Annotated in this window: 15 protein-coding genes; 1 reads left to right on the forward strand and 14 read right to left on the reverse strand. The window is 42.2% G+C overall.

Annotation, left to right across the window (positions count from 1 at the left end):
- Positions 1-16 precede the first annotated feature (16 nt).
- The 6 genes from GLO7428_RS20185 to GLO7428_RS20210 all read right to left on the reverse strand — a co-directional run bounded on the left by GLO7428_RS20185 (position 17) and on the right by GLO7428_RS20210 (position 5,989).
- Complete coding sequence (locus tag GLO7428_RS20185) at positions 17-349, reverse strand: tRNA-binding protein (RefSeq protein ID WP_015190433.1); 333 nt, start codon at positions 347-349, stop codon at positions 17-19.
- Positions 346-1,167 carry a twin-arginine translocase subunit TatC gene (gene tatC / locus GLO7428_RS20190; protein WP_015190434.1) on the reverse strand — a complete coding sequence of 274 codons (822 nt, stop codon included), beginning with the start codon at positions 1,165-1,167 and terminating at the stop codon, positions 346-348. Before tatC ends, GLO7428_RS20185 begins: the two co-directional genes overlap by 4 nt.
- Before the next feature lie 109 nt (positions 1,168-1,276).
- Complete coding sequence (locus tag GLO7428_RS20195) at positions 1,277-1,726, reverse strand: hypothetical protein (RefSeq protein WP_015190435.1); 450 nt, start codon at positions 1,724-1,726, stop codon at positions 1,277-1,279.
- A 186-nt stretch (positions 1,727-1,912) separates the two neighbouring features.
- Positions 1,913-4,096, reverse strand: coding sequence for a transglycosylase SLT domain-containing protein (locus GLO7428_RS20200; protein WP_015190436.1), 2,184 nt, complete (start codon positions 4,094-4,096; stop codon positions 1,913-1,915).
- A gap of 82 nt (positions 4,097-4,178) precedes the next feature.
- Complete coding sequence (locus tag GLO7428_RS20205) at positions 4,179-4,568, reverse strand: metal-sensitive transcriptional regulator (protein ID WP_015190437.1); 390 nt, start codon at positions 4,566-4,568, stop codon at positions 4,179-4,181.
- A 257-nt stretch (positions 4,569-4,825) separates the two neighbouring features.
- Positions 4,826-5,989, reverse strand: coding sequence for an ABC transporter substrate-binding protein (locus tag GLO7428_RS20210; protein WP_196797405.1), 1,164 nt, complete (start codon positions 5,987-5,989; stop codon positions 4,826-4,828).
- A gap of 298 nt (positions 5,990-6,287) precedes the next feature.
- Here GLO7428_RS20210 and GLO7428_RS20215 point away from each other — a divergent pair, with 298 nt between their 5' ends.
- Entirely contained in the window at positions 6,288-7,538 is a 1,251-nt protein-coding gene (locus tag GLO7428_RS20215; RefSeq protein WP_231295508.1) for an ABC transporter substrate-binding protein, read from the forward strand.
- 6 nt (positions 7,539-7,544) lie between these two features.
- Here GLO7428_RS20215 and GLO7428_RS20220 read toward each other — a convergent pair whose 3' ends face one another.
- The 8 genes from GLO7428_RS20220 to GLO7428_RS20255 all read right to left on the reverse strand — a co-directional run bounded on the left by GLO7428_RS20220 (position 7,545) and on the right by GLO7428_RS20255 (position 17,110).
- A complete protein-coding gene (locus tag GLO7428_RS20220) occupies positions 7,545-8,582 on the reverse strand; it encodes a glucokinase (protein WP_015190440.1) in 1,038 nt (345 codons plus the stop codon).
- Positions 8,583-8,703: 121 nt separating this feature from the next.
- Positions 8,704-9,351, reverse strand: a complete 648-nt coding sequence (locus tag GLO7428_RS20225) for a histidine phosphatase family protein (protein ID WP_015190441.1) — start codon at positions 9,349-9,351, stop codon at positions 8,704-8,706.
- A 109-nt stretch (positions 9,352-9,460) separates the two neighbouring features.
- The gene (locus tag GLO7428_RS20230) at positions 9,461-9,880 is read right to left on the reverse strand and encodes a PIN domain-containing protein (RefSeq protein ID WP_015190442.1); all 420 of its coding nucleotides are present in this window, start codon (positions 9,878-9,880) and stop codon (positions 9,461-9,463) included.
- Positions 9,880-10,116 carry a hypothetical protein gene (locus tag GLO7428_RS20235; protein WP_015190443.1) on the reverse strand — a complete coding sequence of 79 codons (237 nt, stop codon included), beginning with the start codon at positions 10,114-10,116 and terminating at the stop codon, positions 9,880-9,882. Before GLO7428_RS20235 ends, GLO7428_RS20230 begins: the two co-directional genes overlap by 1 nt.
- A 279-nt stretch (positions 10,117-10,395) precedes the next feature.
- On the reverse strand, positions 10,396-11,079 hold the full coding sequence (locus GLO7428_RS20240; protein ID WP_015190444.1) for a hypothetical protein: 684 nt from the start codon (positions 11,077-11,079) through the stop codon (positions 10,396-10,398).
- Between the two features lie 29 nt (positions 11,080-11,108).
- Entirely contained in the window at positions 11,109-11,927 is an 819-nt protein-coding gene (gene larE / locus GLO7428_RS20245; RefSeq protein WP_015190445.1) for an ATP-dependent sacrificial sulfur transferase LarE, read from the reverse strand.
- 145 nt (positions 11,928-12,072) lie between these two features.
- Positions 12,073-14,838, reverse strand: a complete 2,766-nt coding sequence (locus GLO7428_RS27465) for an ATP-binding protein (protein WP_015190446.1) — start codon at positions 14,836-14,838, stop codon at positions 12,073-12,075.
- 28 nt (positions 14,839-14,866) lie between these two features.
- Positions 14,867-17,110, reverse strand: a complete 2,244-nt coding sequence (locus tag GLO7428_RS20255; RefSeq protein WP_015190447.1) for a GAF domain-containing sensor histidine kinase — start codon at positions 17,108-17,110, stop codon at positions 14,867-14,869.
- Positions 17,111-17,114: the final 4 nt, after the last annotated feature.

Below are 17,114 nucleotides of genomic sequence, written 5' to 3' on the forward strand. Positions count from 1 at the left end.
GAGGCTTGGGAAAGACTTACAAAATTCTGTTGCCCAGGGGAACGTCGCGATCGGGTTTAATGAGGACAACTTCTTCATTATCGAGAACGACACCTAAAACTAAGACTTCGGACATAAAATCCGCAACTTGGCGCGGAGGAAAGTTGGTAACGGCGAGAATCTGCTTACCTGTCAACTCTTCGTGGCGATACTTCGTAATTTGCGCACTCGATTTTTTAATTCCTAACGCGCCAAAATCGATCCACAGTTTATATGCTGGTTTTCTTGCTTTGGGAAAATCTTCAACTTTAACAACCTTACCAACGCGAATTTCTACTTTCTCAAAATCGCTGTACGTAATTTCTGTCATTTACCGATTAATTTAACCGCAGCAATTCCACCAAAGTAAAGTCCTAATACAGCACCCGCCAAAAGGCTTTGTGTTAAAGGATCAGTTGAAGGTGTTAAGACTGCACCCAAGACAACTCCACCAAGAATGACATAGCGCCAACCCGCCAGCATTTGTTTAGAAGAAACAATTCCCAAAGCCCCAAGCAGCAGTTGAATAACGGGAATCTGAAAAGCTAAACCTGTGCTAAACAATAGCAGTAGCACAAACTCAAAGTAGCGGTCGATCGACCACAGTTGTTCGACGACATCAGCACCATAATTAATAAAAAACTTTAACGCAGCCGGAATCAAGGCTAGATAAGCAAACACCAATCCAGCAGCAAATAACACGGTTGAACCTAAAACGATTGGTGCGACTAAGCGGCGTTCGCGGCGTGTTAGCCCTGGTAAGATAAACTGAATAATTTGGTAAAGGATAAACGGGCTAGCTAAGAGCAAACCACTATAGCCTGCGACTTTGAGCGAAACAAAAAAGTACTCTCCTGGCGCTAGCTGTAGAAACTTTACTCCTTGAGCAGGAACTTCGAGTAACTGAACGATCGGTTTAACTGCGATAAAACAGCCGACAACACCTATCACTACCGCAATCAAGGAATAAAAAATTCGCTGTCGCAACTCTTCCAAGTGATCGAACAGCGACATTTCTACTTCGCCAGGTAACTCATTTAAGTAGTTATTTTCCCAATCCTGGTTGCTATTGTCAGTCTTGGTTTCTTGTTCCAAGTCAGTCGTTGGATCGGGCATTGTTGCACTATCTAAATCTGAGGGCGGCGTCATGAGTTAGCTTTATTGCAAGATCTGCGATCTATTTTATCTGGTAGACAAGAGTTCGCAGCTAAAAGCCTGCAATATTATGCCCTAAAAAGTCTAACCTCTGACTCCTCAATTACGGTGTTACGGTCAACTCGGCTTCCAAAAAGGTATCGCCGTAACTTGCAAAAATATTGCCCCTGGAAGTTGTTGATTGCCTGTAAGTAAAGATACTAAATGTTTGACTCGTTTTGCCTTGGGGAACGATGACACAATAACCAGGGTTAGCACCGTAAAAATTGCTACCTACAAGTACTACAGCACCACCAGTAGGTGCAGGTGCTGACAGGGTGACTTCGCCTTCCGGTTGACGGCGACCTTCGATGACTGAGGGACTAATCTTAAGTGATACTAAATTTAGACCTGCAACCGATGATTGGAAAATACATTCCTCGCCTTTCGCTTTGGCTATAGGTGTTGTACTTGGCAAAAACGAGATAACACCGAAGGTGACTAAAGTAGGCAAGGCGATCGCACTACCGCACCGCACTATTGACAAAAATCCAAACGGATGCTTTTGAAACATTATGCCATCCAATAAGAATATTAAGTGTAAAAGTAACTCGGTCGAGTTTTACAACTAAAAATCGATGTGTTATGGCAAGTAGATTTACTTATGGATTGTAAAACTTTAGACAGAAAAATCACTCAGTATTTACTTTAATGCAAGTCAACGCTGGCGAATGCAAATAATTGTATAGACGAGTACAATTTACTGTGGTGGTTGCGGTAGAGAAGACGTTTGACGCTTTGTGTAGCTTGCGACTAACTGAGCTACTTCGGGGTTATACAGTCGTAAATAGTTCCAATAGTTACCAAATACCTGTCGAACGTAGCCTCTAGTTTCTTCAAAAGGAATCGCTTCGACAAATTCATCAGGATCTCTGGTGTTGAGCGTTCTCAACCATCGGGAAACATTTCCTGGACCTGCATTGTAACTGGCGATCGCCAGCATCGAATTATTATCGTACTGTTCGTGCGTGTGATCCAAGTACCACGTACCCAAGCGCATATTATCTTGAGGATTCTCTTTGTTATACTCCTTCAAGTCAATCTTCTGCGCGATCCATTCTCCCGTACTCGGCATCACTTGCATTAGCCCCACAGCGCCCGCAACCGAACGAATTTTTGGTTCAAAGCGCGACTCTTGGCGAATGAGTGCTGTTACCAAAAAAGGATTGAGTTGACGCTTTTGCGACCAAGTCGTAATTTCCTCAAAGAAGGGAAATGGATAACGCGCTTGCCAATACGTTAACTCTTGTCGCAGTGCTTGATACTCAGTTTGATCTTGAGGAGATTCGCGGTCTTCTAGCGTTGAAACTAAATTAATGCCTTTCAAATGCTGCCCGATCGCCGTTCGTAGCAATCCATCAGTAAACTGTTCGGCTACAGTCGGTTGATGATAATTTTGAAATTCTGCGCGCCACAGCGCCCAGGCATCGGTATCTTGTCCTAATTGATAGAGTTCTTTTAACGTATCTGATCCTGCGGGTAAAACTGCGCGTTGTGGAGGTGTAATCTCAAAATTGAGTTGGCGGACAGTGTTAAAGTTACCAACATCTAGCCCTAGCATCGTTGCCGATCGCCAAGCATAATACGATTGCGGAAATTGACTTAAGACATATTCAAATGCCGCTTTCGCTTCTTGTTGTCTTTCTAGTTGCTGCGCCCATTTACCAACCCAAAATCCAGCGCGAGGAGCCAAAATATTTTTCGGATTACTTGTAGGAATTGGCTGCGCCCATTGCCATGCTCCTCGGTAGTCTTTATTCGCAGCCTTTTGGAGTGCCATTCTCCAGCGGTACTCAACCGCAGCATCAGAATCACCGTACTTGTTTAATAGCAATTGTCGCGTTTGCGCAGCAGATGTTTTATTTCCCAAGTTATCGAGAATTGCTGCTTTTTGCGCTAAGGCTTCGCCGGCGTGTTGAGGAAATTGGTTGACAACCTGATCGAGGTATGATATTTTCTGGTTATTATCTTGGGTAATTTGTGCCAAGTTTAGCAACGCTGTACCGCTTTCAGATGCAGTGGAAAACTCGCGGATAAGTTGTTGATAAGCAGCGATCGCTTCAGGACGTTTATTACTTAATTGCAGACTTCGACCAATGCGATAGACGTTTAACGCTGTACGTGGTGCTTGTTGATAAGCTGTTGCAGCTTTTGAGTAAACTTGGTTTTCCCAGTAGGCGATCGCGATCGCTTCCCAATCTTGCGGCTGTAATTGTTCTGAATAGTTACTAACAAGTCGATCTAATACTGCAACAACGCCTGGCTGTTCATAACCATATCTCGCAAGCAGTAGGATCAACTGTGGTTGATTCGGATTTTGTTGTAGTAACAAGCGGGCGATTTCTAGCGTGCGGGGATGCGAAGGAAACTGCGCGATCGCCCGCAGCCAATACTGCGGTGTTGTTTTTCCTAATGCATACAATGCTTCAACGGCAACCGGATGCGAAGGATATCGTTCCAGTAATTCTTGATACGTTGCTTGTGCGTTCGTGGTATCACCCAAAATTTCGTAAGCTTGGGCGCGTTTGGCGAGAATTGGTGCAGCGAGTACAGGGTAACTTTGGTCTAAACCCTCGAGAAGTTGTAGCGCTTGTTCGGCTTGCTGAATTTGCAGATAGTCATTTGCTAACACATAGCGGGCGCGATCGCGATCTGGCGAGGGGGGTAACTGGGCGATCGCACTGAGTTGTACCATTCGCGCTGTAGGCGACAGCGGTACTAATGGCAGAACCGACGATTTTGGATGATCGATCGCGTGCAATGAGTTGTCTTGTGGTGACTGCAACCAATCGTTATTTGTGGCTATCACTGCTACCCCAACCAGCACAGCACATAATCCTGCACCCGCAGCTAAGGGGACTCGATTTTTCCATCGTTCTAACATAATGGTTTCTAGAAGTCACGCCTGATTTCCAGAAACTGTAACATTACTCCTTGCTAACTGACAGCTGCTTTTGCAGTTAATTTTAAGGTAAAAACCGATCCAAAGCCGCTTTCAACTCTGCCATTTCTACTTCGATGTTTCCTTCTTGGGCGGCTCTTGTGATACACTCACTTAGGTGCGCGTCTAAAATCATGCGGGCAACTCGATCTAAGGCACCGCGTACCGCAGCAATTTGGACGAGGACTTCTGGACACGGGCGGCTTTCCTGTACCATAGTTTTCACACCGCGAATATGTCCTTCAATGCGCGATAAGCGATTGACAATGCTTCTAAGTGATTCCTCACTGTGGACATGAGGATGCGTTGACGAATCCCCAAAGCGATCGCCCACGTTGGAAGTATCGTGGCTGTGGGAATGTTCCTCCCTAGCGACAGGCAATTTATCTTCTGCTAATTGATGAGAACGATTCATAAGCGATCAACGCACATGAGGATAGATATAGATCCTAGCTTATCGTTGAGCAATTGCTAAAAATACCTATTGGAAATTTTAGATTTTAGGTTAGTGAATTGAAAAATGATTGCTGTTGTGTATCTAGGTAATTAGGTAATAGGTAATGGGTAATGGGTAATTGGGAATAGAGTTAGTACTAAGTTGCATTAAGGATGGTTTAAAGTTATAGATAGTCAGATAGCTTTATAACAATTACCACGTAATACTGCAATAGATTACTGCATTAATTCAATTTCTCGATTGGCAGTAGCTTGAGCTTTTTGCATGGCAATTTTGAGTGGTTGTTCGCCTAACATTGCACTAATAAATTGATTATTAAAATTATTCATAATCGTTGGTAAATTTTTACCAGCCTGCCATACCGTAGCATATTCTGCACCTGCAATAAACGGTGCGTACAGAGGTTTTTGATCGTAACCAAGCTTTTGCGTGACAGATTTGCGCGTTGGTAACGCAACCCCTGTACGCGTCCATAGCGTCATTCCTTCTTTTCCAGTTAAGTAAGAAATCAATTGCCATGCTTCCGGTTTATGCTGTGACTTCTTATTCATAACATAAGCAACAGTATACGCCATAGTGCCTTTTTTTCCGGCAATTGTTGGGACTTCGGCTGTTGCATATTCAAGCGCTGGAAACGTATCCTCTAAATAAGGAATCAACCACGGTCCTTCAATCACCATTGCGGCTTTACCTTGACCAAAGATTTCGCCACCTGACGTTGTTCCAGCATCAGAAGGTTGAGCCGACGATCGCTCTTGACGATATTGATCGATGATTAATTGTAAACCTTGCAGACTTTCTGGTGAAGCAAACGTAGCTTGTTCTAGTGTATTAATTAACTCACCACCAAAAGCTTTAATGACAAAGTACAGTCGCGCAAGTTCTGGAATAATTCCAAACCCGTAACGGTCAATTCTGCTATCATTATTGCGGTCAACAGTAAGTTTTTTAGCGTATTCTCTTAATTGTTCCCAAGTTTGCGGTGGTTGCGACAAATCAGCTTCAGCAAAGGCTTGTTTATTGTAAAACAAAACAAGCGTGGAAAAATCTTTAGGAAAACCATAAGTTTTGCCATTTTGTTGAAAAGCCGCAAGCAGTGAAGGTTGAAAATCTGCGATATCAAATTCCGGCGTGACGTAATCATCTAGTGGTTCTAAAACCCCAGGTTCAATCATTCCTGGTGCTTCAAAAGCATCAAGATAAAAAACATCTGCTGCGGTATCGCCAATCAAACGAGTTTTCAATACATCCATATACTGGTCAGCGATCGCATCGTATTTAACCTTAATTTTCGGATGCATCGCTTCAAACTCATTTAATACTTGTTGGAGAAGTTGTTTTTCCTGCAAATTACTCCATCCACTAAGTGTTACAGTCACAACATCACTATTACCTTGCCTGGCAATACACCCAGTAGATATAATAATTCCGAATAAAAAAAGAAGAACAAAAGACCGAAACCTTTTCAACATGAAGCGATTTTAACTTTAAATAATAGTATATTTTTATATTTCAAATTCTTTTGAAACCTTTTTGGTTGTGCCATTTTTAGTTTGTTTCAAAAATAATTAAATCTCTCTACAGTTACCATGTTAAATTTTAACCCTCAACAAAATGATGCAGCCAGCCAAAAACGTATTTAAAAAGTTACATCAAATAGTAGTGATTATACTTATTGTGTCAGCAATATCAATATCAGGATGTCAAACACTACCAAACAATCAACAATCCAACGTAACTAAAATAACATTCTGGCATGGTGTCAATCCGCCATCAAATCGAGACGTATTACAAAAATTAATCGATCAATTTAATCAAGAGCATCAAGACATTCAAGTAGAATCACTTTACATAGGACAAGCTGAACAGCAACTACCCAAAATTTTGGCAGCAGTTGTCGGCAATGCACCACCAGATTTATTATGGTTCAACGCAACATTAACCGGTCAACTTGTAGAACTTGATGCAATTCGCCCCCTCGAAAACTGGTTAACAGCATCCCCTGTCAAAAATCAACTTGATCCAGCGTTATTTGAATCGATGGAGTATCAAGGACACATTTGGTCAGTTCCTTTTGGTACAAATAATTCAGGAGTATTTTATCGTCCAAGTTTATTTCAAGCTGCGGGAATTACAAAACTACCCGAAACTTGGGAAGAATTGCGCCGAGTTGCGCGTCAGTTAACGCGCGATACCGATGGTGACAAGCGCATTGATCAACACGGGATATTTTTACCATTAGGTAAAGGCGAATTTGCCGTGTTTTTGTGGCTACCGTTTATGTGGAGTGCGGGTGGCGAGTTAGTCGCGGATACGCAACAAGCCGCAGCCGTCGATTTAGCTAACAATTCTGGCGCGATCGCCGCGTTACAATTCTGGCAAAATCTAATCGCAGATGGTTCCGCTGTGTTGTCGTTACCCGAACGTGGTTTTGAAACGGATGATTTTCTGGCGGGTAAAGTCGCTATGCAACTTACAGGACCTTGGACTTTAGGACAACTAAAAAGTACTGGCGTTGATTTTGGCGTGTTTCCGATTCCAGCAGACAAGCGCCGCGCTACCGGAATTGGTGGTGAAAACTTATTCGTATTCAAATCCACACCCCAACGCGAACAAGCTGCACTAAAATTTACCGAGTTTGTCTTAAGCGAACAGTTTCAAACGCAATGGGCGATCGGCACAGGTTACTTACCCGTCAACCTCAAAGCGCGAGAAAACGAGCAATACAAAGCGTTTGCTAAAGAACTACCAGCAGTGCAAGTCTTCTTAGATCAAGCACAATATGGGCGATCGCGTCCGATTTTTCCAGGGTACAGCCGCGTATCAGAAAACATCGGTCGAGCGTTAGAAGCCGTGTTATTACGTAAGAGTTCACCTGCTGAGGCACTAAAAGCAGCCCAGCAGCGATTAAACTTAATTTTTCAGTAATTTTGTTTACAGTTTAGCCGCATACAAAGCCGCACCAATTAATCCTACTTGCGGATTTAAAACAATATTGACTGGTACATCTTCTAAAATCGAGCGCATTCGTCCTTTACTAGAAAAAGCACGAAGAAAATTACCTTCTTGAATGAGTGGTAAAATTTTAGGCGCAATTCCGCCTGCAATATAAAGTCCATTGTACGGTAAAAGCTTCAAAGCAAGATTCCCTGCTTCTGCGCCATAGGCTTCGACAAACATTCGTAACGTTTGTTCGCTGAGGCGATCGCGCCCTTCTAATGCAGCCGTTGAAATCGCTGCTGCTGGATCGACGCTTCTTTCACTTCCTGCTTGTTTTTCCCAAATATTCACAATTTCAGCAATTTCAGGTGATTCCGTTGCATACGAGCGATCGCGCAAAAACTGATAAATTGCAATAATCCCTAAACCTGAAACAACCCTTTCAACTGAAACTCTTTGAATATCGTGTTTATCCAGCAGATACTTTAGCAGTAAAAATTCTAACTCAGAACGCGGTGCAAAATCGGCGTGTCCGCCTTCTGACGCGAATACATCAAACTCTTCTCCTTTTTTAATCAAAAATCCTTGTCCTAATCCAGTTCCCGCGCCGATAACTGCAACTGGGGCTAATGGTTGCGGTTTACCCGCTTGCAGCGTATATAAATCTTCTTCCTTCAACCCCAAAACGCCGTAGCTAACTGCGGCAAAATCATTAATGAGGGAAATAGGCGCGATTTTTAATTCTTGTTCTAAACGTTGCGAATCAAGAAACCACGCTAGATTTGTCAGTTTTACCGTATTATTGACAACCGGACCTGCGATCGCAAAACACGCTTTTTGTGGCGTTGTGTCTTTACCTGTTTTCTCGGCTGCGGTGGCGAGAAACTGCCGGACAATTGGTACTAAATCTGGATAATTGCGGCTACTGTAGCGTTCTTCATACAGCGTTTGGATCTCGCCTATTTCTGGCTGCTGCACTAAGCGCAAAATCGTTTTAGTTCCCCCAATATCACCCGCTAATAGCAACGTCATAAATACCCTCCACTGACTCCTAATAAACCGCAAGGGATTCTAGAGTAGCCCAAAAAAGTTTATCTTACCCCTTACCGTCGTGCAGGCAAAATGCCTGACTTCACTATTCACTAGTTCACCCCTAATTAAACCGAATAACTTCTTCAACTTCACTCAAGTGAGACGTATCTCCTGTTAACTCTAGTAACCAGTCTGGTTCTTGACGCACAACTTTAACTAAGCAGCACAAAGACGCTTTGACTTGATCTTTAGCACTTGCACCGACAAGCCCGACCGCACCACCCAAGACGGATGCACCATGTCCTACTAAGAGAATATCTTCTGAGAAAAACTCATCGGCTAGCAGCGTTGCCGTTTTACCCGCACGGACTAACATTTCGGCGTGAGTTTCAGGGTATTGTGGGACAACGCGCGAAGTGTAGCTAGAATCAATTCGCGGGTAAAGTTCTGTTAATGCTTCAATTGACAGTTTCTCTGGCATTTCTGGAAACCAAGCCGGATTTAACCACTCACTCAAGCCCGCCTCTAATTTGATTGGTAAATCTAAAGCTTCAGCGATTTGGTTTGCTGTTTGCACTGTGCGCAAAAACGGAGAAGCAAAAATATGCGTGATGTTTTCCGCTTTCAAACGTTGTCCTAGTTGATAAGCTTGTACCACTCCATCATCCGAAAGCGGCGGATCGAAGCGTCTTTCGGCAGTATTGAACCATTCGGGATTAACAAAGTCAATGCGGTTTCCATGTCGCGCGATCCAGACGATTTGACTCATGCAACAAAATCTCTCATATGCTCCTCTCGTTACTGTAGCGAAGACAAGCGCGCTAGGAGTGTTCCTGCTGACAAAATTGGTAAATTACTCCCTGCAAATGCTCCTCTCGTTACTGTAGCGAAGACAAGCACGCTAGGAGTGTTCCTGCTGACAAAATTGGTAAATTACTCCCTGCAAAATCTTGAGTATTGCGCGTAACAATAGCATCCAAATTTTCTGATATCGCACACGCTAGCTGAATTGCATCTTCAAAATCTGCTATTTGAGACGATATGGCAGCTTCTAAAATATTCTGGTCAACTGTACAGACTTGCATCAGTACCAATAATTCAGCGATATCTTGTTTTGCTACTGCGATGCCTTTACTTTTTCTAGCGATGTAAAAAATATCAGTTAAAGTTGTTGCTGTAACATAACCTTGAAGCTGCTTAGATTCAATAGCGTTCAGTAAAGCTTTAGCATCTATAAAAAAAGGTTCGCGTAGTAATAGAGCATCTAAAATGATATTTGTATCTACTAAAACACGCATTAAAGGTACTTCCCCTTTAAACGGTTTTCTAAGATCGCATCAATTTCTTTGTCAGTTGGAGGTGGTGTGTCAGTCTTTAGAGAGCCAGCTAATCGCTCTACAATTCCCTCGGTAGGTTCTGGGCGCGGTCTTAGTTCGTTGCTCAAAGAGCGCACGATCGCTTCGACGAGTAACAGGCGATCGCTTACGGATAGTTGATAAGCTTCTTTACGTATTTCTTCCCAAGTCATTGACATATTTTTTACTCCTTTGAAGTGGCTAGTGACTGGTGGCTAGACAATTATTAATGTAACTATAGCGATCCTATTTGAGTTGTGAAAATTATTTCTTTAACTAATCACATAGGCGTAGCCTTCTCGTAAGGTAGGACACAAAGAGAGGTTCTTCATGAATGATTTAGGACATTGAAGGTACGAATAACCATTACCCTAACTCATTTTCGACCCTGACTTTTGCTACATACAATATTTTGGTTATTCAACGAAATAGTATTAGTTTAAAAGTTGAGGCATTTTTTATTTAGAAATACGTAATAGCTGGTTTCCACCTTTTTGAAACTCGTAGGCAACTTGCTTAATTTCTGTTGTATAGCCTTCATTTTGGAGATAATTCATCACTGGTTCTAACCAAGGAGAGATATCATTTGAGAAGTTCACGAGTAGGGGAAAAATGCGAACTTCTTTCGCCACTCGGCACAGTTCTACAACTGATTGGAGATGAAAATCTAATGAAAATTGCTCAGAATAAGTAAATAGTAAATGCGCGCACAAAGCTAAATCAAATTCACCCAAATCAAAAGGTAAATTTGGCAATTCAGCAGTGATATATCGCCCTGTGGCAACTCCTGAAGGAAAGTCATCAAGAAACTGACGCATCGCCGCCATTCTAATTTTCCCTAATTGTTCGGGCGATGCGATATCTCGCCACACCAAATGATCGCGAGTTTCCTGAACACCTTTGAGAATCACAGGATAAGTTTCTTGGATACGTTGAGCAATTTCTGCATCGCTAAACTGATAAATTGGGTCACAAGAAACGATATTGTAACCCCTTTTTGTCATCTCAGCATTAAAACTTGCAGGACCGCCAGCACAATCAAGAATGCTTAATTTAAAATCATCAGAATTCAAATCAAACATTTTGATATATTCTGGTAAAGATCGTCCCCAAGGAACAACATTTTCTAGTTGAAAACCCACAATCCCTCTATGTTTTGAGTAGTTCAAACTTATACAGAACTCATCACTTGCGGCAAAACTTGATTTAGCTTACCGCTACGATAGCCCTCTAAATCTAATGTGACATACACAAAGCCAAACTGCTGAAACGCCGCGACAAGCGTCTGTAAATCGGTTGTTAAGACAAATTCCTTAATCTGTTCTGGCGGTAACTCAATGCGCGCGGTATCGCCCTCAGAACGCACGCGGAGATTTTGGAAACCTAATTTGCGCAAATACATCTCCGCCCTTCCTACACGTTGCAACTTAGCCACCGTAATTTCTTCCCCGTAAGGAAAACGCGAACTGAGACAAGGTTGCGCGGGTTTATCCCACCACGGTAAGCCTAACTGTTGCGACATTTGGCGAACTTCAGCTTTCGTCACGCCGACTTCAGCTAACGGCGATCGCACACCGCGTTCTTTAGCAGCTTGAATTCCTGGGCGATAATCGCGCAAATCATCTGCATTCACACCATCGATAATGTAGGGATAACCCATTTGCTGTGCTATTGGTTTAAGCGTGTCGTGTAATTCGCTTTTGCAGAAGTAGCAGCGATTCACTGGGTTAGCAGTGTAGTTAGGATTATCCATCTCATGCGTTTGAATCACTTGATGCGCAATCCCAATTTGGGCGGCTTGAGTTTTAGCGTCTTCTAATTCTTCGGGTAGTAGCGATGGCGATACTGCTGTCATTGCCAAAGCGCGATCGCCTAAAACATCAAAAGCAATCTTTGCAACTAAAGTACTATCAACTCCTCCAGAATAGGCAATCAAAGCCTGTTCCATATCTCTAAATAACGCTTGTAGTTGCGCTAGTTTCTCCAACATTTGTGTTTATCACTCTCAATGTGTTCTTAGATCTATTGTAGAGAGAGTAGCTAGTGACTAGTGGCTAGAAAAAGTAGGAGTAATATAAGTTTTATGAGATAACTGCAATCGAGAGTGACCCGTGGCTAAACACAACAATGACCAATTAGCAATTACCCACTCTCAAAGGTAAATGAAGTGTAAAGCGACTACCGCGCCCTAATTCTGACTCTACGGTAAGATCGCCGTTGTGGAGTTGCGCAAGTTTACGCGACAAGGCTAAGCCTAAGCCTGTACCTTCATACTTACGATCTAAACCACTATCTAACTGCTGAAAAGGTTGAAATAATTTTGCTAAATCTTCCTGCGAAATACCAATACCTGTATCAATCACAGAAAATTGAGTTTCGCTTGGTGTTTGTATAATGTTTAAAGTGACTGAACCAGTTTCAGTAAATTTAATTGCATTTGTTAAAAGATTGACTAAAATTTGCTTTAAACGACGCTTGTCAGCAATACAGTCAGTAACATTAGGCGCTATTTGTAACTCAAGTTTTAATCCTTGTTCTTGCGCGCGCTCTTGTAACATAGATATACAAGCATTTGCTATTTCAGCAATGATAACTTGTTCAAGTTGTAATTCTTCTTTTGCAGCTTCAATTTTGGTTAAATCTAATAAATCGTTGATAAGTTCTAATAAATGCTTACCCGCAGTCGAGATCAATTCTAAATACTGCATTTGTTTAGAATTTAGTGTACCAAAAACTTGTTCAAGCAAAACACTAGAAAAACCAAGAATGCCTGTCAGCGGCGTACGCAATTCATGACTGATGTTGCTTAAAAATTCAGTCTTAGCGCGATTAGCGGCTTCTGAAAGTTGTTTCTCTTGCTCTAGTTCTTGGGTACGCTGTTGAACTATTTCCTCTAAAGATTCATAACTACGGGCGTTGTAAAGCGCGATCGCCGCTTGTTCGGAAATGCGCTGTAATAAGCTAATTTCTTCGGCGGTAAAAGTGCGGTACGTTGTCGTTGTCTGTAGTGATAAACCACCAAATAACTGATCGCGGACAAAAATCGGTACACTAAGCACAGAAAGCGTTTTAGCGTGTTCAATTTGCTGTAAACGTGCTGGTGTCATTGGAGTTTGCGCATAGTCTGGCGCATGAAAAAAATGGTGGCAAAAAAAATCCGAATCAGGGTCGAGTAAGTCAGGCCAATCGGCAATTGGTGCGATAAAATCTTGCATAGAGACGACTTCGGCGTGCGATCGCCACTCATTGAGTACTTGAATTTGCCGCTGCGTGAAATTAAAGATCACAACGCGATCGACTGCGAAGCATTCTCCTGTTAGTTGCACAATTTGACACAAAACCGCTTGCGGATCGAGGCTTGAATTGAGGATACGACTGATTTGATTGAGCGATCGCTCGTGCAGTGCTTGGCGTTCAATTTGCTCGAAAAGTCGGGCTTGTTGGATAGCGATCGCAACTGTGCTTGCGACTTGTTCCGCTACGGTTCTCAATTGATTAGGAAAAGCACCTAATGTATCTTTTGAGATATTTAGCGAACCAATTAATTCTCCTTGCGCAATCAAAGGAATATTAATATACGCGCGTACCTGATTTCCGAGCAAAAGTTCTGCACCAGCAGGCATTTGTGTCGTGCGAGTTTCTTGAATAACATTCACTTCGCCTCGTTGCAAAGGTTCAACGTCTCCAAAAGCTGACAGTGGTAAGCGGATTCCTGGTACTTGAGTTTCTCGCTCAGTATGGATAGCCAAAAGTGTAACCTCGCTTTTTTCAAAGTCAAACATCACGAGACTGATCCGCGTACAAGGTATCATTTGAGCAACCTGTGTCACAGCGGCGGCGGCGATTTCACTCAGCGATCGTGTCGCCAAAATTGCTTGATCGAGTTCGTGTAAAATTCTCAAACGTTGCGCCGAATAATTGAGTTCTGTTTCAGCTTGCATTCGTTGTGTAGCAAAGCCGCCTAACAAAATACCAGTCAATGAAATTGCCATCATGCCAAACTGCAACGCAAAGACATTAGAACCACCCAGCTTTGCTTGCACAAAAATTGCCACGCCAATATTGATAAACAACACTGCTGCTGTTGCTCTTTCAAAACCATGCTGAATTGCAATCCAAATCAATGGTAAAAAAACAAAATAGCTGTAATTTAAACTTTCTCCACGCTGCGCTCCATAAGCTGCCCAAATGGCAACGCATAAAGCGGCAATTTCTAAAATAAGTTCTGGGCGTTGTTTTGCTGCTAAAGGAATTAATGGTGGCTCGGATGCTGGTACTTCTTGCTCTTTGTAAGCCCAAACCCAAGGTAGTTGGCGGAGCAAAACTAATAAAAAAGGTGCGAGCATCGCAATTCCCGTCGCGGCTCCCGCCCACGAGTGTAATGTATATACTAACCAAGTTGATAAAGGAATAATTCTCTGTAAAACAATGATGAATGTTTGTAAGGCGGCGACGATCAAAGGCGTGAATAGTGTCATCACGACAACAAACCACATCACATCACGTAATGTGCGTAAGCGCGGATTGATTTTAATTTTGCGTAGCAATAATGCAGACACTCCACCGTAACCAACCGTCGAGATCAAGCCAAAAATGAGCAGTGAAGTTAAGTCTAAATCAGAGTTAGTGATGAGATATTCGTGTACGAATGTATTGAGAAATAATGCAGGAACATAGCGCAACCCAAATACGAAAAGTAGCGTTACGTCTAGCCCTACAGGTGGATACCACACAAAAGTTTCTGGTGCGGTGGCAAACAGCAATGCGACTTGATCGAGTATTGCCCAAATAATCAGGTAGGCTTCGAGCAGCCCTAAATAGCGCAGCGGCTGTGGAATGCGTTGATGCCATTTTAAGAGCGCTCTAGAAATCCTCGAACCACCGTGATTTGCTGTAGTCATGATCTCCATTGCTCCCTAGGCGGCGATTTCAGCTTAATTCGTTTGTCTGTAGGGAGTGCGGCAAAATTAAGGTAAAGCAACTACCGCTTCCAGGCTGCGACTTCACGATAATATCTCCACCATGCAGCCGTGCTAACTTACGTGAGAGTGCTAAACCTAAACCTGTACCTTCATATTTACGATCAAGCCCGCTATCTAGCTGTTGAAACGGCTGAAACAAAATTGCTTGATCCGGCGCAGAAATTCCAATTCCTGTATCAATCACAGAAAACAAAATTGCTGCTTCCGTCTGTTCAACTTTGAGCGTCACTGAACCTATTTCTGTGAATTTAAAAGCATTGGATAATAAGTTTACTAAAATCTGTTTGAGGCGTCGGTGATCGGCTACGCAAGTTGTGACATCCGGTGCGATCGCAAACTTGAGTTGTAGTTTTGATGATTGGTTTTTATCAAATAAAGCTAAACATTCTTGACAAACTGTTATAACTTGTATATTTTCTAAAATTAATTCTTCTTTGCCTGCTTCAATCTTGGTTAAATCGAGAAGGTCATTAATTAATTCGAGTAGATGCTTACCACAAGTTTGGATACCTTGAATATATTGTTTCTGTTTAGCATTTAACTCGCCAAAAACTTCTTCAATTAAAATACTAGAAAAACCTAAAATTCCTGTAAGTGGCGTGCGTAACTCATGACTCATATTACTTAAAAATTCACTTTTGGCTCGATTGGCAGCATCAGAAAGCAATTTTTCTGCTTCTAGCTCTTGAGTTCGTTTTTTGACCAACTCTTCAAGAAGTTCATAGCTTTGGGCATTATACAAGGCGATCGCTGCTTTATCTGCAATTCTTTGAACTAAATTAATCTCTTCCTCAGTAAATTCTTGAACGCGCGTAATTGTATGTAACGCCAAGCCACCAAAAAACTTATCTCTAATAAAAATAGGCACGCTTAATACTGTTAGATGCGGAACAGTTTTGACGATTTCTACTTCTGGTGATGGCGGACAGATTTTTTCTAGATGCGGCGCGTAAAAAACTTGATACGGTGAAAAATTAATACTTGCCATCCATTCGGATAAAGGAGTGATGTAACCGATCAAAGAAGCGATGTCTTCAGAAGAACGCCATTCGCGCGTAATTTTAATTTGCTCGTGTTCTAAAGCATAAATCATGACGCGATCAACACCAAAACATTCGCCTGTAAGGCGCACGATTTCTTGTAAAATATATTCAGGGTCGAGGCTAGAATTTAACGATCGCGAGATTTGATTGAGCGTTTTTTCCCATTGCGTTTGTTGCTGTAGTTGATGAAATATCCGCGCTTGATGAATTGCGATCGCACATTGTCCGCTGATTGCTTGGAGTAGGGAAATTTCGTCTTCAGTCCAAACGCGATCGCGATCGCACTGTTGTAAAATAATTCCACCGAGAAGTGTTTGTTGATACACCAAAGGTGCAATTAAAACAGAATTTAAATTCCATTGATTGACTAATTCGTGTAATGCCAGCGGTACACTAGGATCGTTACGATTAATAATGATAATTTTTCCTTGTTGAAATGCTTCTTTGTAGTGCGGGTAAATGAGACATTTAACACCGATACAATCTTCGCGATTTATTGTTGCCGTACTGACATGATTTACCCACATTTCTTTTTGAGTATCCGGCTGCGAAATGAAGCATCGGCTGGGTTTTAAAGCTTCGTGTAGCGCATCAACACTAGATTTGAGGACATCATCGAGTATCAAAGTTTCGCGCATTGCTTGCACAATACGGTTGATAATTGCTTGCTGTTGTGCTTGTTGTTGAATGCGAACAATGGCGGCTTTTTGTTGACGACGTAAAGCAAATTCTTCAAGCGATCGCCCTAAAACCATCGGTAAGCGAAACAATCGTTCTTTCAAGACATAATCTGTCATTCCTGCCTTGATACAATCAACGGCTGCTTCTTCTCCCAAACTACCAGTCACCAAAATTAATGGAATTTCTTGTGCTGATTGTTGCAATAACTCTAATACTTCATAAGCAGTAAATTGTGGTAAACGATAATCTGCTAGCACCGCATTATAAGACTTTGAATGTAGCAGTTGTTCACAGTCCTTTAAGTTATCAACTGCATCGTAAGTAAATTTGATTTCTGCCGTTTCTAGAGCGAGTACCATTAACTCTACATCTGCTAACACATCCTCTACAATCAGCAGCTTTAAAATCAAGTCACTATTTTGCTTTTGCACAGGCTGAGATTGAGCGCAATTTAAAATATTTATCATGGCT

Origin of the sequence: Gloeocapsa sp. PCC 7428, from assembly GCF_000317555.1 — a bacterium.
Lineage (GTDB): Bacteria > Cyanobacteriota > Cyanobacteriia > Cyanobacteriales > Chroococcidiopsidaceae > Chroogloeocystis.